Here is a 20,575-nt window from a genome sequence, read left to right on the forward strand (position 1 = left end):
ACAGCTGACGCTCACTGCTATCAGAAGTGCAGTGCATCTTCCGCCTGCTCAGCGCATGCAACTTCGGCTTGAGTCGCGCACGATCTCTCAGGCGATCCAGACCTGTATGGATCTTCTGGATGGGTTCCGGATTGTCGTGGTGATGGGCGATCGCCTTGCTCTCACAGGAATCTGCCTGGCTCCGTTCATTGCCCCCCGGCTGGTGGGAGGAGCCACAACAGAGGATGAAGGGCTGCAACTGGTCCAGCAGTTGCAACCTGATCTGTTGCTGCTGACCGAAGAGCTTGAAATTGGCTACGGCATTCGCCTGATGCAGAGAGTGCATGAGCACTGCCCCGGCACCCGCATGCTGATCTTCCTCAGTCGTGAATCGCAGGACGTTGTTCAGGAGGCGATGCAGGCCCACGCTGATGGCGTGATTTTCCGCTCCTCGATGGGCACCGGTCACGGTGATTTCATCCAGGCACTGCAGACCCTCAGCAGTGGTGGTGTCTATTACCCCGAAGATGTGCGCCGGCTGGTGAATTCACACCAATCCGAAGAACTGCCGAAGTTTGTGGAGGAGCTCAGCGAGCGTGAGAAGGAAGTGGTGAGCGCGGTGGCAGGTGGTCTTACCAATGCAGAGATCGCATCTGCTTTCCAAATCTCAACTGAAACGGTGAAGAGCCATGTGTCCAATGCGATGAACAAGCTGGCAGTTCGCGATCGCACGCAGCTTGCGGTTTCTGCGCTTCTCTATGGATTGATTGATCCTCAGACGGTTTGATGGCTTTGCCAACTCCTGAGTTGTATTTGCGAGTTTACAGAGCGGTCGCTGACAATGAAATTCAACCTGGCTAATGTTCATGTGACTGTTTATTGATGCACGCAGTATGGAAAACCTTCTCTCGCTAGTTGTTAATGCTACTGACAATTGTATCTATGTGAAAGATCGGGATTTACGATTTCTTTTTGTGAATTCTGCGGTTAGCCGCCTCTATGAGGCAGATGCTGAAAGCATGATTGGTAAAAGTGATATTGATTTCATTGCTCCTGAGCAGTCAGCGCTGTTCAATGAGGCTGACCGCCGGGTGATTGATTCAGGAGTTAAGGAGTGTTTTCGTTTTGAAATTGAGATTAAGGGTGTCATTTATATTGCAGAAGATCACAAGTTTCCCGTTATGATTGATGGCTCTCGCTGCGTTGCGGGAATTGGTGTTTTGACGCCAAAAGCAGGCTGATTTTATAGTCAGATCTCTTTGAACTGATTGCTCTTTGCTTTTTAAACAGAAACTTTCCAACCAAGACATTCCTTCGTGTTCTTTCCGAAATGACTGATTCCCTGAGGCTTGATTTTTCAAGCGGCCGAACTTATCTGACTGGGTTGGCACCAATCAATCAGGAGCTGATGAAAATTGGAGTGAGAGTCTCCATTGTCCCTCTTGTTAAAGAGTCATTGGAGATATTAAAGTTGTCAATTTCGCCAAGCAGCGAATTGCTGAGTTTGCAGCAACAACAACAGCTGATCAGCATGTATGCTCTTGATCGTCAAGAGCTTCTGGGACTTATCGCTGAGGCTGGTCGCGATCCTGCTTGTGAAAGCGGTGGCTCACTTGTGACATCTGAAAAAGATGTTCCTCCTTACCCAAAAGTTTACGATCTTAAAGCGCTGGGTGCTCAAGGGCAGGTCGATACGCAGCTGAAATTTGGCCCCTTTCATGTCAACAGTAGCGCCGACGGTGTCGGGGTCGATGAGGTGATGACTTTGGTGTCTGGCGGCCCTTGGACATGGTTTTTTGCTAACTCTCAGGATGGTGAGTTGATGAAGTTGTCCCTCGGTTACGTGCAGCCATCAAAGGGTGCAATGCGTTTGTCTTATTGCGGAATCAACCCCCATGGTGCGTTTATGCAAAGTCTTTCATCGCCCGATGGATCAAATGGAGGTATTTGCGTTGCCCATGCGCATGGACCACATGAGTGGCGTCTCGAGTACGCAGATGTGGGTGTAAATCCTTGGTGCGATTTCAGTGATTCGTGCCGCCCTGTATTGCTTTGATCGAAATCTCTACCTTGATTAATGTTGTGTTTGCAAATTTCTATTTTAAGGTCATCGATTGCTGAATTCTTTTGATGTTTGCTGTAGATTGTTGATTGGTTTTCTGAATATGTGTCGATAGTCGTCGTGATGCTTTTATTGCATTACTACTCATCGCACTTGCTTGTGCAATTTAAGCTCCAAGAAATGGTTGGAGTCTCCTGATGGCAATCCCCTGAGTCGATAAATTCGATAGGTTGTTGCCATGTCAACGGTCTGGATGAAGCGTATGAAAGCGGTCCTGAATGGAACAGTGCTTGCGGAAAGCGATGACATCGTGATGGTGGATGGCAATCCCTATTTCCCCCGCCCGGCAATGCGTCAGGAGTTCTTTCGCGATTCCAGTCACATCACGGTTTGCGGCTGGAAGGGCACTGCCCGCTACTGGGATGTGGTTCTCGCTGACAACGTCATTGCCAACGCCGTTTGGAGTTACGAAACGCCCAAGCCGGAGGCAGGTCAGATCCGCGAGCGATTTGCTTTTTACTGCGGTAAAGGGATTGAGGTGAGCTGAGTCTTCAAAAGCGCCATTGAGCAGCTGAGGTCACAACGCGGATGGCTTGTATCCGTGTGAATGGGTGCTCAGAAGCCGATCACCAAAACAGATCCTGAAGCCGACATCGCTTAAGGGGCGGCAACTGTGTGCGATTTGGCTGGATGTTGTCATGCCTTGTATGGATCTGAATGGGGGCAACCCAAAAGCAATCCTCAGGCGTGGCGAGCAGCAGCATCAATACCTTGAAAGATAGTGATTATCGTTTTCAAATGGTACGGACAAAAACGATAATCGTTGTCATTTTTTTGTGTCATTGTGTGGCTGTTGCATGCTTGTGTTTGGTCAATATCTGGTTTCTGTTAGACCTATTACAGATGTAATCTTCGGATGACGACAACAGTTTTGATCTGTGCCTGCCCATCCTGTCAGTGCGAAGCTGATGGTCCATCTGCTGTTCAAAGGAATGGACAAAGCTTCTGTTCTGATGCCTGCGCCAACGGACATCCCAACCATGAGCCTTGCCATGATGCCGCTGGTGCTTGTGGTTGCACTTGTGGCGGATAGTCATTCAGTGTTGAGGCGAATCCCGGGCTGAGCCTGGCTGCAGCCGTCAAGGCGAGATTGATAATCATTCCCGACCTCTCGCAGTTGGAGGTGATAACCATTCTCGCAATTCGCTGTCAAAGTGTAACTCTCAGCCAGTTTTCAGCTGATACCTCTCCATCAGCTGTTAGGACAATCAAAGTCGCTATCAAGCCGATGTGCTGCAACAATCCGAACGCTGAACATCACAAGCATCAGCCCGGAGATAATAAAGCTCCTGCTAAGTGAGCTGGCTTGTCATCGAACAGGCCGTCAACTTTCTGAGTTTCCACTCAGGCGAAGTCAACGGCTCAATCCAACAGTGAATGCTCTAAGCCCCTCTCTGCAGGGGCTTTTTTGTAAAAGATAAACTCAAATCGCTCTTAGAGCTCCAGCCCATCGAACGGTGTGCTGACCTTGCTTGCATGGTCCGGATGGGTAACAAGCTTTTCTCAAGCAAATATTCACTCGCCGGGAACGGGAGTGGCATTGATCGTGATTGCCATCACTCTCATTCCTGTGGGCATGGTTTCACTGGCTCAGCTCAGTTGCTTTGGCCGATCGAGCTCACAGTTCTCCGCATGGTCAATCCATCGCATGCGTTTGTAGATGGCCGGCTGAATGGAGTGAACCAAACAATCAATGCCGACCATTGCCATCGTCGGCTGTTGGTGTGGAAATAGGCTGTGATCTGTGCTGATTAACGCTGACCGACCCGGCGGGTATCCCTATCCACCGGATTGGCAAACGCCCGAATGCTCGACGCAGATCGGACTATGACTATGACGACTGCAGAGCTCCATCTGTGGACTGCCAATCAGACAGCTGACCCAAGCCAAAAAAAAGACCCAGAGGGTCTTTGGTGGGTGTGAGGAGTTGGGAATCTCGGTGAGGAGAGCCAACTACAAAAGGTATAGCTACAGCTTTGTCGTTCGGTGCATTGCACACACACCTGGTTGCAATTTCACGGCAGGTTGCTCAGGGCTTCGTTTTGATCAGAACAATTCAAAGGCTGCAAATCGGCTGTAACTTCTGGTTTTTTTAACCCCTCTGCCTGTGGCGGGCAGGTCTGTGCAATGGGCTTTCTTCAACACAGCCGCCCAATAAAAAAAGACCCCACGGCTAGTGCTGAAAGGGTCCGGATGATGGAGATTCATATTTTGTCCAGATGGGTGGAGCACGTCAACGACACATATGGTGCATTGAATCTGAAGTTCGTGACAAGGTATACATGAACACCTATTTCGAAGCGATCATCTCTAACCTTTTCCCATGGGTCGGGTGATGGGGGTTAACCGATTTCCCAGTTTCAACCATTGCTGAGGCAATGGTTTTTTCTTGTCATCCACGAGTCACTTTAAAAACTCACAAAAAGAGGTCGGATCACTCCGACCTCAGATCCATCTCGAACTCAACTGATGATGCCAGTTACGTGTGGTGATGCAAGCATGGCAGCATTCAGATCGAACCAAGCTGAACGGTGATCTCATCGTTTCCTTTTTCGGCGATTTGCCTTACGCGTTCCCCCGTATCTGTAGCCCGGTTGGTCGGCAATTCTTGTCCTGCACGTTGCACATACAAGGGTCCACTCTGCTGTGATTTCGCTGCGCACGCGGTAGTGCACCCATCCTTGAAGTCCACAGAGACTGCAACAGAATCGGCGTTCAGCCATTGATCAACGGCCCAGAGCTCCGTCCCGCCAGGGATATCGCGCGTGTTCGATAAGAGTGTCGCGATTCCTTCTGGCCACATCTGCGGTTGCAACATCAACCCATCTCTCCAGAAGAGGGATCGCCTTGTTCACCGTCTCGAGGCATTCGGCGTGCAACAGCGGCATCAACCAGAACTGTCGACGTGCTCTCTGAGGTTCATGTTCCAGCCAATGTTGGTCCAGAGCGAGTTGGCTCAATCGCTGGGCGCGGACATCGCCCTGGTAGGCGCGCGCCTGATCACGCCAGATCTGTCGAGAGAACTGATCAAGTAACAACACGAGCGCCAAAGACGAGGTCTGATCCGCTTCCCACGCGATCAACCGATTGTGCTGAGCTGCCTCAGCCAGTGCCCCGAATCGTTCGCTGACAGAACGATCAAATTCCTGATTGCGCCGGAACCATTGCCATGGCCTGCATTCTTCAAACCAGAAGTGAAGGATGTCCTGCGCGAGGGGCAATCCCTCAGGCGCCATTGCGAACTCGTTTCACCGCCAGACCTGCTTCCGCAGCTGTGACGGCAGCCAGCAACACAAGGCCCACCAGTCCGATCAGCTGATTCTGGCTTTCCGCGTCAGCTGTGGCCCCTTGTCCAAGGGCAGTTCCGGCAACAAACCAGGCTGTTGCCAGTGCGGAGGTGATCCAGTAGGCCTTCCAGCGACGCTGGTAGAGATACCCCGCACCAAGGCCGGGCAATACATTCAGCAGGACGGCAACCCATCCTGCCGATGCGGCGAGAACCTGATCACGGTTGGGAAGGACCATCGTTGCTGAAGACTGTGAGCTCATGGCTTGTTTTGATTGGCTGCGTAGGCCACGGCTCCACCCGCCACCAGAGTGAGCAGCCCTGTGCTCAGCAGAAATCCTGTGAGCATGATCAGGCCGAGGACGGAACCAAGCAGTGACATTTTCACTCGCAGCAGCTTGGATTTGAATAACAGGATCAGCAACAGCGTCACGGTTGCCTTGAGTCCGGCAATCTTGGCGGTGCTGATCGGGCAGAAAGGAACGAAAGGAGGAATCATCGAATGGACCTGCACAAGGGTGCGACCCCGTTACTCTGTCGTTTCCCAGGCGCTGCTGTGGATCAACCTCTGCAACGGCAAGAGATTTGGGGCAATCGCCTGTTGTCGTTCCTGCTGGTGTTGATCGTGATGACCACGGCGGTGCTACCGGTGTCAGCGGCCTGGATCTGTGACGGTGACAGGCTGACTGCGGAACCCATTCAGCTCGGTCGGGACGCCTTTGGAGCCACGGCTGATCCAATCCCTAACAGTGCCGAAGGCACCGTACCCGGGGATCTGATCCTGCTCAGCTGGCGGGGCGTGACCCTTCAGTTACCGCGAACCAACAATGCTGGGGCTCCGAGTTACACAGACGGTCGCTGGTGGTGGCAGGTCGAGGATCCTGAGCATCCAGATTTCCGCCAGCGCAAGGGGGGCATCATCAGTTATGCCTGCAGTCCTGAACGATGAACTTCCGTCTTTAGGTTGCGGGTGCAAGGCCCTGCACAAGTGAGTACTCATAGGCCGCAGCCGCCAGGAGCAGCACGCCGATCACACCAATCAGCACTCGACCGTCAATGCGTTCCAAGGTGAAACAGTCTGCCGGGCAGAACCAATGGAGACTCAGGCTAGGTGTGATGCGGCGACGGGGCTACAACTCGAAGGCTCTGCGCCATTGCTCGTTTTCTTCAAATCGGTCTGTCTCCATAGGAACTGAGGCGCAGCTAAATATTGGACAGTGGTGCAATATATCCTGTCGATCCTGACTCATTAACGCCATGTTCTGTGTTGCACTCTGATGAGTATTGGGTGCAGGTTGGGTGAGATGTGAATATTCAGACTGCCTTGGCGTGAATGAATGTCACCAGGTCTGTCTTAACTCAGCGAATGTCACCTGAATCAGCATCTGCAACCTGAAAGAGGTTGTGAATGCTTGTGCTTGGGACATAAGCTGCACCTTCAGAGAAGATCAGCTCAGAGGCGCATAAAGAATGATTCCTGCAGTCAGAAGAGCCAGCAGCGATGAAAAGATATAGAAGAAAACCATTGACGCGAGCGACAAAAGCGAATTGCCAGAGAACCTGCCTCAGTCAAACTTGGCTGAAGTTCAGTGAAGGTAATGAGGATCACAGCCGCACCATATTTGTTGTGCTTGTATCGATTAAAAGACTCGCTCGAAGATTTTTTGGTTTTAAACGTTGTATTGGATGTGCATGATGAGCACAATCAGGCCTGGTGTCTTGTCTAAAAACAGAGGACGTTCCCCTTGCCGCTCGAAGATGCGGTGGTCCATGAACATCGTCCCTGCACTGGATCGACACCAGTGTCAGCTGCTCATGGCGTCTTAGGCCCCTGCTTTTGTTGTGGTGATGGCTGAGGTGCTGGCGGCAGTGGAGCCCTTTCCCATTCCTGCTGGTTGCTCGTAGCCACAACAAAGATCACCCGCTCATTCTGACTCAAGCTCTTCAGACTCCTCATGCAATGACTGGCCTTTGTATTCATTGTCCAGATGTGTATCGGTCTCCACCAGGGTCCAGCCGTCATCCCGAAGCATTGAGTTGATCACCTGATCGCGATAGTCGACCTCCAAAGCACCATCAATCCCGAATGCGGCCATGATCTTGTCACGATCGGCGATTAAATCCTCTCTGTAGATCTCATAGAGGTCCGGGTTTTCGATCAAACTTGGATCGGGCTTGCCATCCAGTCGCCACAGCCATCGGTAAAGGAAAGGTTTGTATTTCGACTTGGTCCGCACGATGGGCAACAGCTGCTCCAGTGTCAGCAGATCGCACCGGGTCTGCGCGTCCCAGATCTGTTCATCGCTGAGGGCTTCTGATGTCTGCTTGCAGTGATCGAAGAGAGCCTTAATGAACTGCTGAGCTGTGCACTGAAATGAAAGTTCCTGGGGGGCGATACCCTCTTGAGCCAGATACACCATTCGGTTGAGGTCGTTCTGGCAGAAGCTTCCCTGCAGGGCATAAACGGCGGCAGCTTTGCGAATGTCCCAGAACAAGCCTGTGTTGTCCGCACAGGCACGGGTGATGAAGGCATTAAAAACTTTTTGATGATCGGGAGTGATATGAATTGAAAGGGCTCGCACTGCTGATGCAAACTCCTGTTCCAGCTGACGATCGAAACCCTGCTGATGGGATCTGTAGAGAGCACTGCGGCGCCACTCATTGAGGTCTCCCTTCCATCGCGCGGGTGGACTGGGATCTTTGTACAACTGAAATTTCTCTTTTCCCTCCAGGCTCCAGTTGTAAGCCGATAGATCCTCGGCTTTCACACCCTCGACCATGTGGATATCGTGGCCCTGCTGATTGGAAATGAGACGCACCACCGCCAGAGTGCTGCGCGGTAGTTCGATCGTGTCAATGGCTATCACTCCTGTTCCCTCGCTGGATAGTTCGATCAGCGTGCCGTTGTCGTTGTGGCTGAAGCTGTGCAGGCAACTTTCAGGGAGGCGCTCGCTGCGAATTTTCTTCGTGATCGGATCGATTCCGATCGAATATGACCCGATGGGAACTCCTTTGATGCCGTTAGGTCGCCATGAGCTTTCGTCTGAACTGCAGATCAGGACCACCCGATTGTCGATCTGACGTGTCATCTTCCCCATCCCGAGGGCTGGCACCTTAATCGTTTCGACCAGAGCCCAGAGCCAGCCGGTTTCGGGTTCCGTAGGCCATGCGTCATGACCTCCACATGCTCAGCCCCCAGCTGAGCTGAACGAGGCTGAATGAATTACGGGATGAACGGGCGGATCGTCTGGCTTGGATTGATCCACTAAAAGCTGTCCGTCTTTCCAAAGACATTGCATTTCAAGGGAATCGAGGTCAATAACGCGATAAGCACCCTCGCATTGCGCCGACAAGATGCGCACTCTGACTCTTGCTTCATCGAGAAAGAGACCTCGTTGCTTGGTTTGCCAACCCTTGTCTGTCAGTCGCTGAATCGAAAACACTGAAGGACCTGACTTCTTCTTTCAGCCTGGATGCTGATGAACCTTTTTCGTTGCAAGCTGCGGGGAAGCTTCGGGATCACGTTCAAGGTTGACCAGGCCAATCACCCTTTGCGCGACCTAACTGGACTGATTCAAATTCAGCTGTGTTGCTGATCAGTCAAAAAGAAACCCCCGCCGAAGGCAGGGGTTCTGAAAACTCTGCGGGAGTGTGTCCTTGTTTCCACCCCGTGAGCTTTTCTCCTCACTTGTTCAAAGTAGCCACTTTGGTGGCACTGTGCCAGTTGTTGTTCAACCAGTCCGTTGAAAGGCACACCCCATGGCGTGAGTCTGGCGCGGGCTTTCCTCCGCGAGACAGTCAACTGCTCACACCGACTGATCGCTCCTGGGCGCGATGAGTTTTTTTTTGTCTTGCTTGTCTTGTTCTGGCAATGACGGGCTTGCTCCGCGCAACTTCAGCTTCGATCGCCCTCTCATCCCCTTCCTGTCGCCTGCGTTAAGCAGCGAATCCTTGTATGAAAGTTGCTGGCTCTTGGCTGAGCCTGCTTTCTGGGGCGGGATCCCACCACCAAGAAGAAGGCACAGTGGGATGCCTGTTGTCACTGCCCATTGGTTCGGCTGGCACCAGCGCATCCTCTGGCTCGGAGAACAACAGCTTTGAGTGAGAGCATCTTTTTGAAGTAAGAGCATCTGTCAGCCGGAACAGCCCTCAGCGGGAACAGCTTTCAGCAGGGTTAATTTCGCTCGGCTGGTCAGCACCGGGACGCCATCAGTTCTATGGATCCTTGGGCCAGTCAGGAGAGATGATTTTCCGCCTGTTCAGGCCGTTGCCTTCACCACAAAGGTCATCACCATGATGGCGAGTGCAACCATGCAGCCGAAGAGGGGCAGAGACAGGTGCAGTCCTTTCATTGGTATGCCAGCGGTCCTCGACTATGGACGCTTTTTTCTTACCGACGACTAAGGATTAATGACCATTTCTCCATCAGTGACTAGAACACTGTCCAAATCGATTCTCGTTGTCATGTCAGCCAGGATCACGACATGAAGCGCAATTGGAGTGAGATCGAGCCGCACTGGTTGCGACTGAGTAACAGGACTGCATTTGATCTCAGTGCTGAGTGCGTGGTGATTGATCAGCGCAACGAGGTGATGCAGACCACCCTTTCAGGCCTCTCGACTCATCTCAGAGTCTCGTCTGCCATGTCGAATCCTCTGATGAAACAGTTCATTGCCCTGGCGAGAGAGCTTGGAGCAGAGAATGCCATGCACAAGATGCTGATGGAGTCGGGGGAGGAATTCGCTCAGTTATGGAAGGAGGCTCAATCGGACTTGCAGCGAGGCGCTATCACAACGATGGACGATGTTGTCGAGGCAGTTGCAACCGCCAAGAAAGGCTATGACGAATCCCCGAGACGAATCCTTGTGATTCAAGTCAATCAATGCGATTGCGACGTACTCCTGGTTGGGCCACCGGATCATGACGAGTCAGAGTCTTTTAATGCTTGAAATTTATGGTTTGAGGATCAATCAATCGTTGGCTGCTTTGCTTGCTTTGATTCAGGGGGCTGATCTCCATGAACAATCAAAAGGTTCGCTCCCTGATCGATATCTCACTTCGTGCAACACTTTCCGGCCACAGAAAATCAATTATGCCCATCAAGATATTGTCTTGAATGAGACACCCTTCAATGACATTGCCTTAAATGACATTGCCTTCAATGACATTGCCTTGAATGACATTGGTGCATCAATTCACGTTCTGGAAAAACGCGTGCCACGTTGTGGCAGTGATCTCGATTGGATTCTGATGTAAGCCCAATCTCTTTCTGGAGTTGGCTGAACCAGCGAGCTAATCGTTATTGAAGACGATGGTCGGTCCTCACTTGAAAATTCAATCAGAAGTTGCACCGCTTGTGTTTGATCAGCATTAGCAGGCGCCGTTTGGTCTCAAGTCGTTGTTCTGGCAACTGTTCTTCAAGCGGTGGAACTCCACTCCAGCAAGGCGAACAGAACATGTGGCCATTACGCAGCCAGTACGTTTTCATCGAACCTCCAACTGACTGGCCACAGATCAGACATTGAAAAGGCTCTGGCATCGTCAACGCAGACCTGCAACCTGTCAGGCCACAGTGCGCTTCTTTGCTGATGAAGACTGTTCAGAATAAGCGTCTGGCTTGGTGGGTGAATCTTTTGTCGACATTGGTGTGCCAAACCAACGCCGCTTGCCGCTTACCACAATGTACTCGTCGTAATTGTTTTGATGCTTGTCAGACATGGAGACACTTCTGATGTCCTGATCGTTACGAACCTGTGTTTGAATGCCAGCCTCCTTAACCAATTTTCAAATACAGCTGCATCAGTCGCTGGGCCACGATCTCCCGCCATTGAGTTGGTCTTGACGGCGGGAGTGTCAACTGATGAGCTTGCCGTCAACAACTTGTCTCAGAAGTTCGACATTTTGCAGAACAGTTCGAATGACCGAGCTTGTTGTGTTCGAGGATTTGCTCGCTGCTACTCGATCTCTGGACGTCCTCGACCTGCATGGATGGTCGCCACTTCTGTGATTTCCTCAATCCCCAAGTGCTTACGCCAGTCTTGTGAGCCGTTCAATAAGTGATCGAGTTCCTCCGCTGTCAATTTGTTGTCCAGTCCGCCGAGGGTGCCTTTGATTGCGCATTTGATGATGATCTCTTGCTCATACGTCATGATTTGAAGACTGCTCGCTTCAGTCTGCTCCATGATTACGAGTTCGCTTGAGGTTAGTCTGTTGTTTACCACCTGAATTTTTCGGTGGGCTTGGCATTCCCTCTCAATTGCATCAACTCATCGGCGAAAATAGGATTGTCATTATCCGGTAACTCAAACACATAGCCGATGTATTGGATCTCTTTCTTTTCGCAGAATCGATTTGTTGTGGCACCCTTGTATTCAATGCTCTCTAAGTATCCGCTTGGCTCAAGTGTGAATTGGACTCCTTGGCTGGCCCAGTCTTCACATGCTTGTTCTGCTTGCAGGACTGACTGATAATTGTTGCTGCATGCTGTCAAGCTGCCAATCAAGAATATCAGAAACAAAGGAAGAGTTTTCATTGTATTGATGCGAAAATGTGCTTTTTCTCTAACCAAGCCTACTTGCGCTTTGATTGTTCAATGGACGTTGACTGCTAGCCGTTGTCGATCGATCTGTTCAGGTGGCTTCGACTCTTGATGACGTCGTGCTATCAATTGTTTGCACCACTGCAGTTCGCTTGCTTCAACAATCCATTCCATTGGTCTCAAATCGGGGAAGTCCGCTTCCGTTTTGAAATTGGCGAGGCTCTGCTGAGCCATGACGGCCATCTTCCCAAGATGTCAGATCTCGATTGGAGCAGTGCGGGTTGCGCCACTGCCTCCTGTGTGGCAGATGCTGAGAATTGTTTGTTGTATTACTGCAGTGAGTGACTGTTGCTTCCAGTGTTGCCCGAGTTGATGCCTCGCTCCTTGAAAATGGACTGAATCTATGGGTTCTCTGACGCCTGACTGTGAGCCATCCCAACGCATTTACTTTGAAGTTGGGAAGAAGCTCAGTTCCTTTGAGCATCTGCGGCTGCCAGCTCACGGATTCGTCAAAGGTTGAGTCACAATTTCAGGTGGTGCAACTTCTTTCAGCCATGCCAATGGATGTCGATGAACTTGCATGATCCCCGCTGGATTTTGGTTGCCTGGGCCGTGGTGGCGCTCGCTTCCGCACTGCGCTTCTGGAGACTCACCGGTCCCTTTCGATCCAAAATGAAGGCGCAGCAGCGTTTGGAATCGCTCAACCCTCAGCAGGCGCGCGCCTCTCTTGAAAGGTCCTGGCTGAAAAGTGACACACGAAACCATCGCTGAATAAAATGGGCGGATGGCTGATTCGATGTCATCTCAGCGTTTGGAGCGGGAGCTGACCAGGGCCGTTGAAATGGGTCGTTGGCTCAGCGATGACGAGCTCGAGCAGATCGAGCTCGAGCAGCGCTTGAACAGGCAGCGGCAGCAGCAGGATGCTCAGCGGCGTCTGAAGCTAGGTCTCTTCACAGCTGTCTGTGTGGTCATACCGCCCCTTTGGCCTGTCGCTCTGGGGCTCAGCCTCCATCTGCTGTTTCCCCAGTCATTTCGCCGACTGCTCTGGTTCGCCGGAGGAAGCCTGTTACTGCTCACTTTGCTGGGAGCAGCTGTGAGTGTCACTGTTGTGTCGTTGCTCTGGATGTTGATCAGCTGATTTTCAGAGATTGAGGATCAACCAGGCCAGTGAACAACCGACCAACAGCGAGATAATGCCAAGCAGAGCCTTCCAGAAGCGTGGCTCATTGGACTGGAACAAGGGTCTTCAGAATTACTAAGTCAGGTCAGCCTGATTGATCCATTGTCAACCTGTCTGAGCAGATCGCTGCGTAGCTTGAGATCCTGGTCGTCGAGATCCCTGCGTGTGAGCAGCGATCGGTAAGCAGCTTCACTGATGCGGCTGTGTAGTTTGGCGTTCAGGTAGAGCTCAACCATGGGTGACCTGATCCTTTAAAAACCCTAATCGCGAAAGTCATTCGATTGTGGGGCTCCGCAGGGTCATTGGACACCGCTGTCAGGTGACTTTGAGGCAATGATTGCCAGGACGGGCCGCATCATCCACCCGTCGGGATGAACGGAGGCACGTCCTGTTTGAGTACCCAGCAGGTTGCTGCTTTCTGTGTCTGCCAGGCCTGCATCAGTTGTCGGGCCAATTGGCGAAGCTGCTCAGGATCCTGGGTTGTTTCGAGGGCACGATTGAATTGCTCGATCTGGAATTGCTGTTCGGTGGTGAGTTGAATGCTGCCGTTCATGTCGATCAACATTGCGGAGTGCACGCAAAGTATCGGGATAAACCAAACGTTTTGTTGCAGATCACACGGTTATCCCGGGTTTTCAGTGTGTCCTCACTTAAGCCTTGATCGATGCCTTGCTTAGGTTGCTCTCGGCATCATCAACAATAGCGTCAGCATCAGGAGCATTTTAAGACGTTTTGACGCCGAGATCCATCGGTGCCACTCGCTCTTTTTGAGGCTGATGCAAGATGCATCAATGCCAGCAGTCAGCCAACTGCAACCCCTGGCTGCTGATGAGACGGTCAGAAAATTTTTTGTCCAAAGACCTTTATCTGGCTTGATGGTTGACGTCAATTCCAGGCAAGCCAAGGCAAAGCGAGCAGGCGCAGAGTCAGGTTCTGCCAAAGCGCAGGACAACCACTGCGAGGGTCTCTGGCAAGACCAGAAGGATCACCACCTGTGTCAGCGACAGTTCATCCCCTGTCCTGGAATTTGCATTTCCATTGGCTTCGCAGAGTCACAGCGTTTTCACCACGCATGCCTCGACTGGGCTTCAACAGGAAAGTTTGACCAACTGGCACTGGCTGATCGTGATCGACGCACTGCCTCTGATCACCCGTCGGGCCCATTGGATCACGGTGGCATGTTGTGAACCTGAAGAACTGTGGTTCAGCAAGCCAACCTTCCTTCTCTTCACCCGCGGTGACGAGTCGATCTGTGCCGATAACCGTGGAACTGCTTGAGGACCTGTTTGGACAGGGTGGGTTGGTTCCCGGAGTCAGACTGAGCCTCTCGACCATGCAAAACCCAAATTTTTCCTCGCGAGAGTCGTGACGACACCAACCAGCAGGAAAAGCTCAAAGCCGTTCAATCAGTTGATGCAGTGGTATGAATCGCCAAGGAAGATGGTCACGAAGTTTTTGCTGGCAAGCTTGTCCTATTCAGCGAAAAAGAACTAGAAGGCGTGGCTGGTGGTGGAGGTGATGCTTGTTGTGCTCAAACAGACGCGAATTTTATTTCTGGCTGAAATAAACAAAAGAATTCTTGTGATGCTGTTCGGTTGTATTGACTCACCCTGCGTAGCCGCAGCAATCGTAATGAATTCTCAGCGCTAAGTCGCTCCCTTCAAACGATCAATCATTCATCAATGCCTGGCACGAATGAGCTCAGTTGAGCAGTAAGAGCTCAACTTGAATGGCTGATGGTGAAGGCTGTTGGTTCTCAACTCAATCAACGCTCTGAAGCTGCTCATGCGTTGTTGAGACTCGAATCTTACTGAAACCTTAAACTCAGCTGAAAAAGAGCTGATCCGTTCTTCATCGAAATCAAGTCTTCGTTAGGTTCTAGCTAGCTAACGGCGTTACGCCTGCCTCAGTCAGGAAGGGAGCCAACCCATGACCAACGAAGAGAGCACCAGTTCCAGGGATTTCATTGTTGTTGGTGGAAGACGTCGCTGGTTTTCTGTTCCAAGCAGAGATGAGCGCTTCAATGAGCTTCAGCAACGAGTCGCCCAGGAACGAGATCTAGCTATTCCCGAGCGACCATCAGACATGGGCTGATAACGCTGCACCGCGTCGCTCCTCGTGTGTCGTCGTTTTCGACACTGAAGGTGTGAAGTTGCCTCTCAGCTGGGACTTTCAAGCAATTGATGCCCAGCGAACGCTGAGAGTGCCTGTTTAATTGCCTGGGATCAATCTTTTGATGCTGCATTGATTGAGACACTCATCTGAACTCAGGGCACAATCTCAAGCTGAACAATTGGAGTTGGGAGATCGATCGAGATTCGCCGTTACCCAGCAAATGCCGTCAGAATGTACTAAGGGCAAAATTTTTGCTTGTTTTGTTCAGTGTTGGAACGTTTTGAGCTCATGAGTCTCCAGGATCCACTGTGATATTGGCGATCCTTGCAGGTTTGGGGTCGATGCACGGTCGCTAAGCACTGACGCAACGCAGCTTCCGGGCTGAATCGAGAGATCTCGGGCCACACCATCGCTACGCTGCGGATCTGAAAACCTGATCAAATTCCGTCGTCAGCTTCTTTAAAAAAATCGATGTATCTCAAAACCTTTTCAAAGAGTGTTCTGCTGGTTCTTTTGACAGTTGGATTAATTGGATGTTTTGGTCGTAATCAAAAAAATATCAAAAAGATTCCAATGATGATGGATTCTAATAAAGTTCTTGCTTTGGTTGATTGTTCCAAAGGCGAAGTTCAGATGGTGGACGATTCAGAAATTTCGAAGCATGGCGCCAAGTGGATGTCTCAACTGGAGTTGGAGAAATCAGTGATGAAAGATGCTAAAAAGCATGGGATGCAAGAAGTTGTTCCCTTGGCGATGGACATGTGGGAAAGTCAAATCGATATTGTTTGCAGTAAACAACGATCGTCATAGTTCCAGCCAGGTATGCTCTACTGCTAAGACGAAAATTTAAAAGTTAAAAGTCGATCCAGTTGATGATTTCTGGATCAGTGCTGGATCAACAGCCTCCTGGAATTCCTCAGGCAGTGGCGCTCTTGTTTCAAAGACACAGGCCTGGCTGCAACCAGATTCTGTCTATTCCCTCTGCTTCAATGACCTCGACAGCCATGTCGCGATGGTCAAGTCGGGCATGGCGCCGAGCTTTTCGATATGACCTCAGACAGTTCTTTCCAAATTCAAGGACGCTGCTCGTGATTTTCAGCGTCTGAATCCCATCTTCAGTTCAAAGAACTCCACTGGCAAGGTTGTCAGTGCTGGACGTAGCTTCTCAAGCTCATCGGGCAGACCATGCACTTCGAGCTTGGTGAGCTCGCAGATTTGCAGGATTTGCTGCAGCAGCTCACCAACATTCTCGAGATGTGCCAAGGCACCTGCTGCACCTCGGTAGCCTTCGCGGCAGTGGAGGATCTCTCCTGCTTTGGTAAACCCGTAGTAGAGGCAGAGAGGTTCCTGGCTTGAACGATCGACGAACTGTTTGCACAGTTCCATAACCTCCTGCTCACGTTCAGCAGGAACGCGGAAGTAGGGGTAGATCGAGACGCATTGGTCGTCAAGGGTCATGGCTGAGTGATCAGGTCAATCCCTTGATTAGCCATGGAGAGCGCTGCTGGTCAGACTGCCTTGCTGATGGACATCGGCTTCTGCTCTTTCATGGCTGTTGTGGCCTTGTTCATGCGCCCTGACTGACACAAAGCGTCGACCAGCTCGGTTGGCATCCTCCACAGATCGGTAATTACCCACGTGGGTGTAATCCACGCCATCGCTGGTTGCTGACACCGAGAACAGATTGTTGGTGACGCGCTGAACGCTCCAGTGCATGAAGCAGAAGGGAGCCGAATGATGCAGAGACATAACACGCCATAAAACGAATGTGTTCAAACTATGACGATTGCTGGATCACGGAGTGGCAGCTTCTCAAAACTCAAATAGGTATTTATGTTTCCTAAAGAATTAGCTTGGGTATGTTTTGCGCTCGATCAATTCTTGCATCGTTGTTGTTTCCGATGATCCTGACCGTGTTGCAGAAGTTGTTCTGATCTGGCACGACCAGTGTCTCGCAATGATCAGCCGTTGCTCTGGTTTCTAGTTAATTTTTTTGGGGTTCAGGATCTTGATCGCAGATGGGTAGACGGCAAGAGGGGCGATCCCGCGGTGCTTCTGGGGTGCGCCCGTGCAATCGCCCCGCGAAAACCTGTCCAGTCTGCGGCAGGCCGTTTCAGTGGCGCAGGAAATGGAAAGACGTCTGGGATGAGGTGCGCTACTGCTCTGAGCGCTGCAGGCGTCAAAAAAATTCCCCGATCAATGATCGGGGAGGCTGAAGCCGGTGATTGAAGTCCCCAACACCCGGCCTTGAATGGGGGTCTCGCAGCCATGGCTGCCACCCATTCATCCATCAATAGGTCTGGTGTGTGCTTTTGCGCAAGCCCCAGATCTGGTGTCAGTGGGCTGGGGGCTTGGCTTGAGCTGTGTCGTTCTGCCCGTCGCCTGCATCACTTTGGGGTCATGCCGCTAGATGTGGCGTGGATGGTCGCGCCGTAGTTGTCCGATCCGCGAAGCCCATGCGGACTGCGGCTGGAGAGATTGATCTGAGCCATCATGTTGACTGAGGTCTTCATCCAGACGGTTCATTTCCGCTGATATGCATTCCAAGCCACCATGTTTGAGATCATCTGTGTTCTGATTTTGCCGGTGATGTTGATCGTGTACTACGCAATTCAACGCCTTGTAGTGCATCACAGCAATATGGAAGTGAAGCTGATGATTCACGACCTGATCGTGGAAGCAATGAACAAGCACGATCACGACTTCGATGATTGATTGCCTCCTGGTTGGGGCATCCTCACCTCCTTTGCATGTCTTTGTCTGATCAGAGCGGTTAACACATAATCAGATGCAGTTGATGCCCATGACAGTTACCGCTCTGCATGGCTTCACGCTTGAGGCGGTCGAGCTTGCACCTGTTCCGGTGATTACCGTGTTGGCCCGTGGTCGGCTCACCCATGAGGACTATCTCTCGCTGATTCCACAGCTACAGGCCGCCATTGATGAGCAGACCAGCGATCGTCTCCGTCTTGTGTTTGACGCCCGCGAACTCAGGGGCTGGGAGCCTCGAGCTGCTCTCGACGACCTGCGCCTGAGCATTCATCATGGTCTTGCTGTTGAGCGTGTGGCTCTGATCACAGACGCACGCTGGCTCAGCTTGTTGAGTCGGCTGGCAGGTTTGCTGATGCCTGGGCAAATTCGCAGTTTTCGCGAACGGGAGGCGGGCGATGCCTGGGTGAGGTCCTGAGAGTTGAAGTCATTCCGTAATCTGTAACTATCTATGTTGAGTCATGGTGATTGCGGTTTGTTGAAGCGAGGCCTGCCTCTCGCCGCTGTCTGGATCGGTTTCCTCGTCATGACGGGTGCCTGCAGCAATCCGACACAGCTGGCCTCTTCCGGGTCGGATGATCCCACTAAGGACAGCCCTGTCGCCGATCGTTCGGGTCAAGACAGTCGCCCCAAGGTGCTGACCACCTTCACGATCCTTGCTGATATGGCTCGCAATGTCGCTGGCGACAGGCTGCAGGTGGAGTCCATCACCAAGCCCGGGGCGGAGATTCACGGTTATGAATTCACGCCCAGTGACATCGAGCGGGCTGCAGGTGCCGATCTGATCGTTGAAAACGGCCTGGGTCTTGAGCTCTGGGCCAGACGTTTCACGGAAGCCGCTGGTGATGTGCCCACCGTGACCCTGACTGATGGCATTGAACCGCTGCTGATTGGTGAGGACGCCTATGCCGGTCGCCCCAATCCACATGCCTGGATGTCGCCCAAGGCTGCCCAGCAGTATGTGGATCGCCTGGTTGAAGCTTTTTCGTCGCTTGATCCTGAGGGAACGCAGCAGTACAAGGCCAATGCAGAGGTGTACAAGGGCCGGCTTCAGACCCTGGATGCTGAGCTGCGCAACGCCCTGCAGGTGCTGCCGGCCGGTCAGCGCCTGCTGGTGACCTGTGAAGGCGCCTTCAGTTATCTGGCGCGCGACTACGACCTTGAAGAGGCTTATCTCTGGCCCGTCAACGCCGAAAGTCAGATTTCACCACGTCGCATGGGCCGATTGATTGAACGGGTGAAGCGTGATCAGGTTCCAGCAGTGTTCTGTGAAACCACTGTCAGCGACAAAGCCCAGCGCGAGGTGGCCAGAGCTGCCGGCAGTCGTTTCGGTGGTAGCTTTTATGTCGATTCCTTGTCAGATAGCAACGGCCCTGCCGCCACCCTTCTTGATCTGCAGCGCCACAATGTGAAACTCATTCGAGCCGGTCTGGGTTCCGCCGCCGATCCAAAGCCATGACGATTCGGATCGCAGCTGAACAGCTCTGCGTTGATTACAACGGCTCTGTCGCCCTCTACGACGCCTCGCTGACGCTTCCTGCGGGTTGCATCTGCGGAATGGTGGGAATGAACGGAGCTGGCAAAACCACCTTGTTCAAGGCACTCACAGGCTTTGTGCGTCCGTCCAGGGGACGGATCCGCATCAACGGTCTCAACGTGGCTGAAGCCCAGCGTGAGCAGGCTGTGGCTTACGTGCCCCAGAGCGAGGGTATCGACTGTGATTTCCCTGTTTCTGTCTGGGACGTCGTGATGATGGGCCGCTATGGCTCGATGAACCTGCTGCGCATCCCTCGTCAGTCAGATCGCCTTGCGGTGCGCAATGCACTCGAGCGTGTTGAACTGATGGATCTGAGGGACCGACCTCTTTCTGCCCTTTCCGGCGGTCAGCGCAAACGCGCGTTTCTGGCCCGGGCGATTGCTCAGAGAGCATCAGTGCTTCTGCTCGATGAGCCCTTCAACGGCGTTGATGTGCGCACAGAGAAGCTCATGGCGGAATTGTTTCTGCAATTGCGCAACCAGGCTTGCTCAATTCTGATCTCAACCCATGACCTCAGTCATGTCCGTGATTTCTGTGATCTGGTGGTGCTGATCAACAAGACCGTGTTGGCCTATGGGGAAACATCCGAGGTCTTCACCCCAGAAAATCTGTCGCTGGCGTTTGGCGGTCTTCCTCCTGATGTGCTGCGGGGTTCGGAGGGACCGAAGTAACCACACTTCTCTCCAACTCCAATGTCAAAAGAACTGGTTCTGGCCTGCTTCCCGCTGCTCCCGAACCTGCCTGAGCCGCTACGAGCAGCTGCTTTCCGCTCGAAAGGCAGCGCGTGGAATGGCCCTAATCCATTGATTTTTGGCGCATTTTGATCATGAGACAGCCCGCCTGGGTCTGTATGAAACCAGCTCAGCACTGGGAAATGTTTTGTTGAGATCTGCAATGCGGAGCCGTTTGGACTGGCCCCAGGCCTGTCTGGTCTCAGAAGTTTTCTCCTACTCGATTGTCAGGCACTGATCGATGCCACCTCTCATCGGGACTGGTTCAATCCCCATCGCTGAATTCCGCTACCCAACAATGCGAGCCGCTTCAACGAA

At 52.1% G+C, this 20,575-nt stretch carries 30 protein-coding genes; 18 read left to right on the plus strand and 12 right to left on the minus strand.

Annotated features, from left to right (window positions below):
* Positions 1-55: 55 nt before the first annotated feature.
* The 5 genes from SIB58_RS04695 to SIB58_RS04715 all read left to right on the plus strand — a co-directional run bounded on the left by SIB58_RS04695 (position 56) and on the right by SIB58_RS04715 (position 3,134).
* Positions 56-766, plus strand: coding sequence for a response regulator transcription factor (locus tag SIB58_RS04695; protein WP_066909756.1), 711 nt, complete (start codon positions 56-58; stop codon positions 764-766).
* Between the two features lie 106 nt (positions 767-872).
* Complete coding sequence (locus SIB58_RS04700) at positions 873-1,220, plus strand: PAS domain-containing protein (RefSeq protein WP_067326590.1); 348 nt, start codon at positions 873-875, stop codon at positions 1,218-1,220.
* 89 nt (positions 1,221-1,309) lie between these two features.
* Positions 1,310-2,035: a hypothetical protein gene (locus SIB58_RS04705; protein WP_156486685.1), complete on the plus strand. Its 726-nt coding sequence runs from the start codon at positions 1,310-1,312 to the stop codon at positions 2,033-2,035.
* Positions 2,036-2,303: 268 nt separating this feature from the next.
* Positions 2,304-2,588, plus strand: coding sequence for a DUF427 domain-containing protein (locus tag SIB58_RS04710; RefSeq protein WP_066909759.1), 285 nt, complete (start codon positions 2,304-2,306; stop codon positions 2,586-2,588).
* A 369-nt stretch (positions 2,589-2,957) separates the two neighbouring features.
* The gene (locus SIB58_RS04715; protein WP_074159337.1) at positions 2,958-3,134 is read left to right on the plus strand and encodes a conjugal transfer protein TrbI; all 177 of its coding nucleotides are present in this window, start codon (positions 2,958-2,960) and stop codon (positions 3,132-3,134) included.
* Positions 3,135-4,827: 1,693 nt separating this feature from the next.
* Here SIB58_RS04715 and SIB58_RS04720 read toward each other — a convergent pair.
* The 3 genes from SIB58_RS04720 to SIB58_RS04730 are packed head-to-tail and all read right to left on the minus strand — an operon-like array spanning position 4,828 to position 5,886.
* Positions 4,828-5,337: a DUF924 family protein gene (locus tag SIB58_RS04720; RefSeq protein WP_066909481.1), complete on the minus strand. Its 510-nt coding sequence runs from the start codon at positions 5,335-5,337 to the stop codon at positions 4,828-4,830.
* A complete protein-coding gene (locus SIB58_RS04725; RefSeq protein ID WP_066909484.1) occupies positions 5,327-5,626 on the minus strand; it encodes a hypothetical protein in 300 nt (99 codons plus the stop codon). Before SIB58_RS04725 ends, SIB58_RS04720 begins: the two co-directional genes overlap by 11 nt.
* Positions 5,627-5,646: 20 nt before the next feature.
* Positions 5,647-5,886 carry a hypothetical protein gene (locus tag SIB58_RS04730; RefSeq protein ID WP_066909487.1) on the minus strand — a complete coding sequence of 80 codons (240 nt, stop codon included), beginning with the start codon at positions 5,884-5,886 and terminating at the stop codon, positions 5,647-5,649.
* A gap of 3 nt (positions 5,887-5,889) precedes the next feature.
* On the opposite strand from SIB58_RS04730, the gene SIB58_RS04735 reads away from it, so the two are divergent.
* Positions 5,890-6,336, plus strand: a complete 447-nt coding sequence (locus tag SIB58_RS04735) for a hypothetical protein (protein WP_369818650.1) — start codon at positions 5,890-5,892, stop codon at positions 6,334-6,336.
* A gap of 976 nt (positions 6,337-7,312) precedes the next feature.
* Here the strand turns inward: SIB58_RS04735 and SIB58_RS04740 are convergent.
* On the minus strand, positions 7,313-8,476 hold the full coding sequence (locus SIB58_RS04740; RefSeq protein ID WP_067326593.1) for a hypothetical protein: 1,164 nt from the start codon (positions 8,474-8,476) through the stop codon (positions 7,313-7,315).
* A 1,395-nt stretch (positions 8,477-9,871) separates the two neighbouring features.
* On the opposite strand from SIB58_RS04740, the gene SIB58_RS04745 reads away from it, so the two are divergent.
* Together SIB58_RS04745 and SIB58_RS04750 are read left to right on the plus strand one after the other, a co-directional pair.
* A complete protein-coding gene (locus SIB58_RS04745) occupies positions 9,872-10,336 on the plus strand; it encodes a hypothetical protein (RefSeq protein ID WP_066909496.1) in 465 nt (154 codons plus the stop codon).
* The gene (locus SIB58_RS04750) at positions 10,308-10,643 is read left to right on the plus strand and encodes a hypothetical protein (RefSeq protein WP_197461152.1); all 336 of its coding nucleotides are present in this window, start codon (positions 10,308-10,310) and stop codon (positions 10,641-10,643) included. The genes SIB58_RS04745 and SIB58_RS04750 overlap by 29 nt, the downstream gene beginning before the upstream one ends.
* Positions 10,644-10,949: 306 nt before the next feature.
* On the opposite strand, the gene SIB58_RS04755 is transcribed toward SIB58_RS04750, so the two are convergent.
* From SIB58_RS04755 to SIB58_RS04765, 3 genes are all read right to left on the minus strand, one after another.
* On the minus strand, positions 10,950-11,168 hold the full coding sequence (locus SIB58_RS04755) for a hypothetical protein (RefSeq protein ID WP_156486687.1): 219 nt from the start codon (positions 11,166-11,168) through the stop codon (positions 10,950-10,952).
* A 173-nt stretch (positions 11,169-11,341) separates the two neighbouring features.
* Complete coding sequence (locus tag SIB58_RS04760; RefSeq protein WP_231884182.1) at positions 11,342-11,569, minus strand: hypothetical protein; 228 nt, start codon at positions 11,567-11,569, stop codon at positions 11,342-11,344.
* A gap of 32 nt (positions 11,570-11,601) precedes the next feature.
* Positions 11,602-11,919 (minus strand): hypothetical protein, encoded by a 318-nt coding sequence (locus SIB58_RS04765; RefSeq protein WP_156486688.1) that lies wholly within the window; start codon positions 11,917-11,919, stop codon positions 11,602-11,604.
* 576 nt (positions 11,920-12,495) lie between these two features.
* Here SIB58_RS04765 and SIB58_RS04770 point away from each other — a divergent pair.
* Together SIB58_RS04770 and SIB58_RS04775 are read left to right on the plus strand one after the other, a co-directional pair.
* On the plus strand, positions 12,496-12,696 hold the full coding sequence (locus tag SIB58_RS04770; protein WP_231884183.1) for a hypothetical protein: 201 nt from the start codon (positions 12,496-12,498) through the stop codon (positions 12,694-12,696).
* A 25-nt stretch (positions 12,697-12,721) separates the two neighbouring features.
* Positions 12,722-13,063 carry a hypothetical protein gene (locus tag SIB58_RS04775; protein ID WP_231857133.1) on the plus strand — a complete coding sequence of 114 codons (342 nt, stop codon included), beginning with the start codon at positions 12,722-12,724 and terminating at the stop codon, positions 13,061-13,063.
* Between the two features lie 122 nt (positions 13,064-13,185).
* On the opposite strand, the gene SIB58_RS04780 is transcribed toward SIB58_RS04775, so the two are convergent.
* Positions 13,186-13,341: a hypothetical protein gene (locus SIB58_RS04780; protein WP_197461154.1), complete on the minus strand. Its 156-nt coding sequence runs from the start codon at positions 13,339-13,341 to the stop codon at positions 13,186-13,188.
* 119 nt (positions 13,342-13,460) lie between these two features.
* On the minus strand, positions 13,461-13,658 hold the full coding sequence (locus tag SIB58_RS04785) for a hypothetical protein (RefSeq protein ID WP_067326609.1): 198 nt from the start codon (positions 13,656-13,658) through the stop codon (positions 13,461-13,463).
* Between the two features lie 326 nt (positions 13,659-13,984).
* Between SIB58_RS04785 and SIB58_RS04790 the strand changes: the two genes are divergently transcribed.
* The 3 genes from SIB58_RS04790 to SIB58_RS04800 all read left to right on the plus strand — a co-directional run bounded on the left by SIB58_RS04790 (position 13,985) and on the right by SIB58_RS04800 (position 16,030).
* The gene (locus tag SIB58_RS04790; RefSeq protein ID WP_066909517.1) at positions 13,985-14,383 is read left to right on the plus strand and encodes a hypothetical protein; all 399 of its coding nucleotides are present in this window, start codon (positions 13,985-13,987) and stop codon (positions 14,381-14,383) included.
* Positions 14,384-15,034: 651 nt separating this feature from the next.
* A complete protein-coding gene (locus SIB58_RS04795; RefSeq protein WP_156486690.1) occupies positions 15,035-15,199 on the plus strand; it encodes a hypothetical protein in 165 nt (54 codons plus the stop codon).
* 492 nt (positions 15,200-15,691) lie between these two features.
* A complete protein-coding gene (locus SIB58_RS04800) occupies positions 15,692-16,030 on the plus strand; it encodes a hypothetical protein (RefSeq protein WP_067326611.1) in 339 nt (112 codons plus the stop codon).
* Between the two features lie 285 nt (positions 16,031-16,315).
* Here SIB58_RS04800 and SIB58_RS04805 read toward each other — a convergent pair whose 3' ends face one another.
* A complete protein-coding gene (locus SIB58_RS04805) occupies positions 16,316-16,678 on the minus strand; it encodes a putative quinol monooxygenase (RefSeq protein WP_066909523.1) in 363 nt (120 codons plus the stop codon).
* Between the two features lie 27 nt (positions 16,679-16,705).
* The gene (locus tag SIB58_RS04810; protein WP_156486691.1) at positions 16,706-16,936 is read right to left on the minus strand and encodes a hypothetical protein; all 231 of its coding nucleotides are present in this window, start codon (positions 16,934-16,936) and stop codon (positions 16,706-16,708) included.
* A gap of 302 nt (positions 16,937-17,238) precedes the next feature.
* Here SIB58_RS04810 and SIB58_RS04815 point away from each other — a divergent pair, with 302 nt between their 5' ends.
* A complete protein-coding gene (locus tag SIB58_RS04815) occupies positions 17,239-17,436 on the plus strand; it encodes a DUF2256 domain-containing protein (RefSeq protein ID WP_074159339.1) in 198 nt (65 codons plus the stop codon).
* A 171-nt stretch (positions 17,437-17,607) separates the two neighbouring features.
* On the opposite strand, the gene SIB58_RS04820 is transcribed toward SIB58_RS04815, so the two are convergent.
* Complete coding sequence (locus SIB58_RS04820) at positions 17,608-17,733, minus strand: hypothetical protein (RefSeq protein WP_414494707.1); 126 nt, start codon at positions 17,731-17,733, stop codon at positions 17,608-17,610.
* 40 nt (positions 17,734-17,773) lie between these two features.
* Here SIB58_RS04820 and SIB58_RS04825 point away from each other — a divergent pair, with 40 nt between their 5' ends.
* The 4 genes from SIB58_RS04825 (at position 17,774) to SIB58_RS04840 (ending at position 20,197) form a co-directional block, all read left to right on the plus strand.
* On the plus strand, positions 17,774-17,935 hold the full coding sequence (locus SIB58_RS04825) for a hypothetical protein (RefSeq protein ID WP_186540067.1): 162 nt from the start codon (positions 17,774-17,776) through the stop codon (positions 17,933-17,935).
* Positions 17,936-18,023: 88 nt separating this feature from the next.
* Positions 18,024-18,407, plus strand: a complete 384-nt coding sequence (locus tag SIB58_RS04830) for an STAS/SEC14 domain-containing protein (RefSeq protein ID WP_067326678.1) — start codon at positions 18,024-18,026, stop codon at positions 18,405-18,407.
* A 108-nt stretch (positions 18,408-18,515) separates the two neighbouring features.
* Positions 18,516-19,448: a metal ABC transporter substrate-binding protein gene (locus SIB58_RS04835; RefSeq protein ID WP_156486707.1), complete on the plus strand. Its 933-nt coding sequence runs from the start codon at positions 18,516-18,518 to the stop codon at positions 19,446-19,448.
* A 2-nt stretch (positions 19,449-19,450) separates the two neighbouring features.
* A complete protein-coding gene (locus SIB58_RS04840; RefSeq protein WP_066909770.1) occupies positions 19,451-20,197 on the plus strand; it encodes a metal ABC transporter ATP-binding protein in 747 nt (248 codons plus the stop codon).
* Positions 20,198-20,575: the final 378 nt, after the last annotated feature.

It is taken from the genome of Synechococcus sp. MIT S9504 (assembly GCF_047497135.1).
In the GTDB taxonomy this organism is placed as follows: Bacteria; Cyanobacteriota; Cyanobacteriia; order PCC-6307; family Cyanobiaceae; genus Synechococcus_C.

What these genes read in the sequence shown, in the direction of transcription:
- SIB58_RS04700 (WP_067326590.1), top strand. Translation starts at nt 873, where the DNA reads ATGGAAAACCTTCTCTCGCTAGTTGTTAATGCTACTGACAATTGTATC.
- SIB58_RS04715 (WP_074159337.1), top strand. Translation starts at nt 2,958, where the DNA reads ATGACGACAACAGTTTTGATCTGTGCCTGCCCATCCTGTCAGTGCGAA.
- SIB58_RS04805 (WP_066909523.1), bottom strand. Translation starts at nt 16,678, where the DNA reads ATGACCCTTGACGACCAATGCGTCTCGATCTACCCCTACTTCCGCGTT.
- SIB58_RS04725 (WP_066909484.1), bottom strand. Translation starts at nt 5,626, where the DNA reads ATGGTCCTTCCCAACCGTGATCAGGTTCTCGCCGCATCGGCAGGATGG.
- SIB58_RS04835 (WP_156486707.1), top strand. Translation starts at nt 18,516, where the DNA reads ATGACGGGTGCCTGCAGCAATCCGACACAGCTGGCCTCTTCCGGGTCG.
- SIB58_RS04705 (WP_156486685.1), top strand. Translation starts at nt 1,310, where the DNA reads ATGACTGATTCCCTGAGGCTTGATTTTTCAAGCGGCCGAACTTATCTG.
- SIB58_RS04735 (WP_369818650.1), top strand. Translation starts at nt 5,890, where the DNA reads ATGGACCTGCACAAGGGTGCGACCCCGTTACTCTGTCGTTTCCCAGGC.
- SIB58_RS04745 (WP_066909496.1), top strand. Translation starts at nt 9,872, where the DNA reads ATGAAGCGCAATTGGAGTGAGATCGAGCCGCACTGGTTGCGACTGAGT.
- SIB58_RS04785 (WP_067326609.1), bottom strand. Translation starts at nt 13,658, where the DNA reads ATGAACGGCAGCATTCAACTCACCACCGAACAGCAATTCCAGATCGAG.
- SIB58_RS04775 (WP_231857133.1), top strand. Translation starts at nt 12,722, where the DNA reads ATGTCATCTCAGCGTTTGGAGCGGGAGCTGACCAGGGCCGTTGAAATG.
- SIB58_RS04730 (WP_066909487.1), bottom strand. Translation starts at nt 5,886, where the DNA reads ATGATTCCTCCTTTCGTTCCTTTCTGCCCGATCAGCACCGCCAAGATT.
- SIB58_RS04770 (WP_231884183.1), top strand. Translation starts at nt 12,496, where the DNA reads ATGAACTTGCATGATCCCCGCTGGATTTTGGTTGCCTGGGCCGTGGTG.
- SIB58_RS04720 (WP_066909481.1), bottom strand. Translation starts at nt 5,337, where the DNA reads ATGGCGCCTGAGGGATTGCCCCTCGCGCAGGACATCCTTCACTTCTGG.
- SIB58_RS04815 (WP_074159339.1), top strand. Translation starts at nt 17,239, where the DNA reads ATGGGTAGACGGCAAGAGGGGCGATCCCGCGGTGCTTCTGGGGTGCGC.
- SIB58_RS04780 (WP_197461154.1), bottom strand. Translation starts at nt 13,341, where the DNA reads ATGGTTGAGCTCTACCTGAACGCCAAACTACACAGCCGCATCAGTGAA.
- SIB58_RS04765 (WP_156486688.1), bottom strand. Translation starts at nt 11,919, where the DNA reads ATGAAAACTCTTCCTTTGTTTCTGATATTCTTGATTGGCAGCTTGACA.
- SIB58_RS04800 (WP_067326611.1), top strand. Translation starts at nt 15,692, where the DNA reads ATGTATCTCAAAACCTTTTCAAAGAGTGTTCTGCTGGTTCTTTTGACA.
- SIB58_RS04820 (WP_414494707.1), bottom strand. Translation starts at nt 17,733, where the DNA reads ATGAAGACCTCAGTCAACATGATGGCTCAGATCAATCTCTCCAGCCGC.
- SIB58_RS04825 (WP_186540067.1), top strand. Translation starts at nt 17,774, where the DNA reads ATGTTTGAGATCATCTGTGTTCTGATTTTGCCGGTGATGTTGATCGTG.
- SIB58_RS04710 (WP_066909759.1), top strand. Translation starts at nt 2,304, where the DNA reads ATGAAAGCGGTCCTGAATGGAACAGTGCTTGCGGAAAGCGATGACATC.
- SIB58_RS04830 (WP_067326678.1), top strand. Translation starts at nt 18,024, where the DNA reads ATGACAGTTACCGCTCTGCATGGCTTCACGCTTGAGGCGGTCGAGCTT.
- SIB58_RS04740 (WP_067326593.1), bottom strand. Translation starts at nt 8,476, where the DNA reads ATGACACGTCAGATCGACAATCGGGTGGTCCTGATCTGCAGTTCAGAC.
- SIB58_RS04695 (WP_066909756.1), top strand. Translation starts at nt 56, where the DNA reads ATGCAACTTCGGCTTGAGTCGCGCACGATCTCTCAGGCGATCCAGACC.
- SIB58_RS04810 (WP_156486691.1), bottom strand. Translation starts at nt 16,936, where the DNA reads ATGCACTGGAGCGTTCAGCGCGTCACCAACAATCTGTTCTCGGTGTCA.
- SIB58_RS04760 (WP_231884182.1), bottom strand. Translation starts at nt 11,569, where the DNA reads ATGGAGCAGACTGAAGCGAGCAGTCTTCAAATCATGACGTATGAGCAA.
- SIB58_RS04795 (WP_156486690.1), top strand. Translation starts at nt 15,035, where the DNA reads ATGACCAACGAAGAGAGCACCAGTTCCAGGGATTTCATTGTTGTTGGT.
- SIB58_RS04750 (WP_197461152.1), top strand. Translation starts at nt 10,308, where the DNA reads ATGACGAGTCAGAGTCTTTTAATGCTTGAAATTTATGGTTTGAGGATC.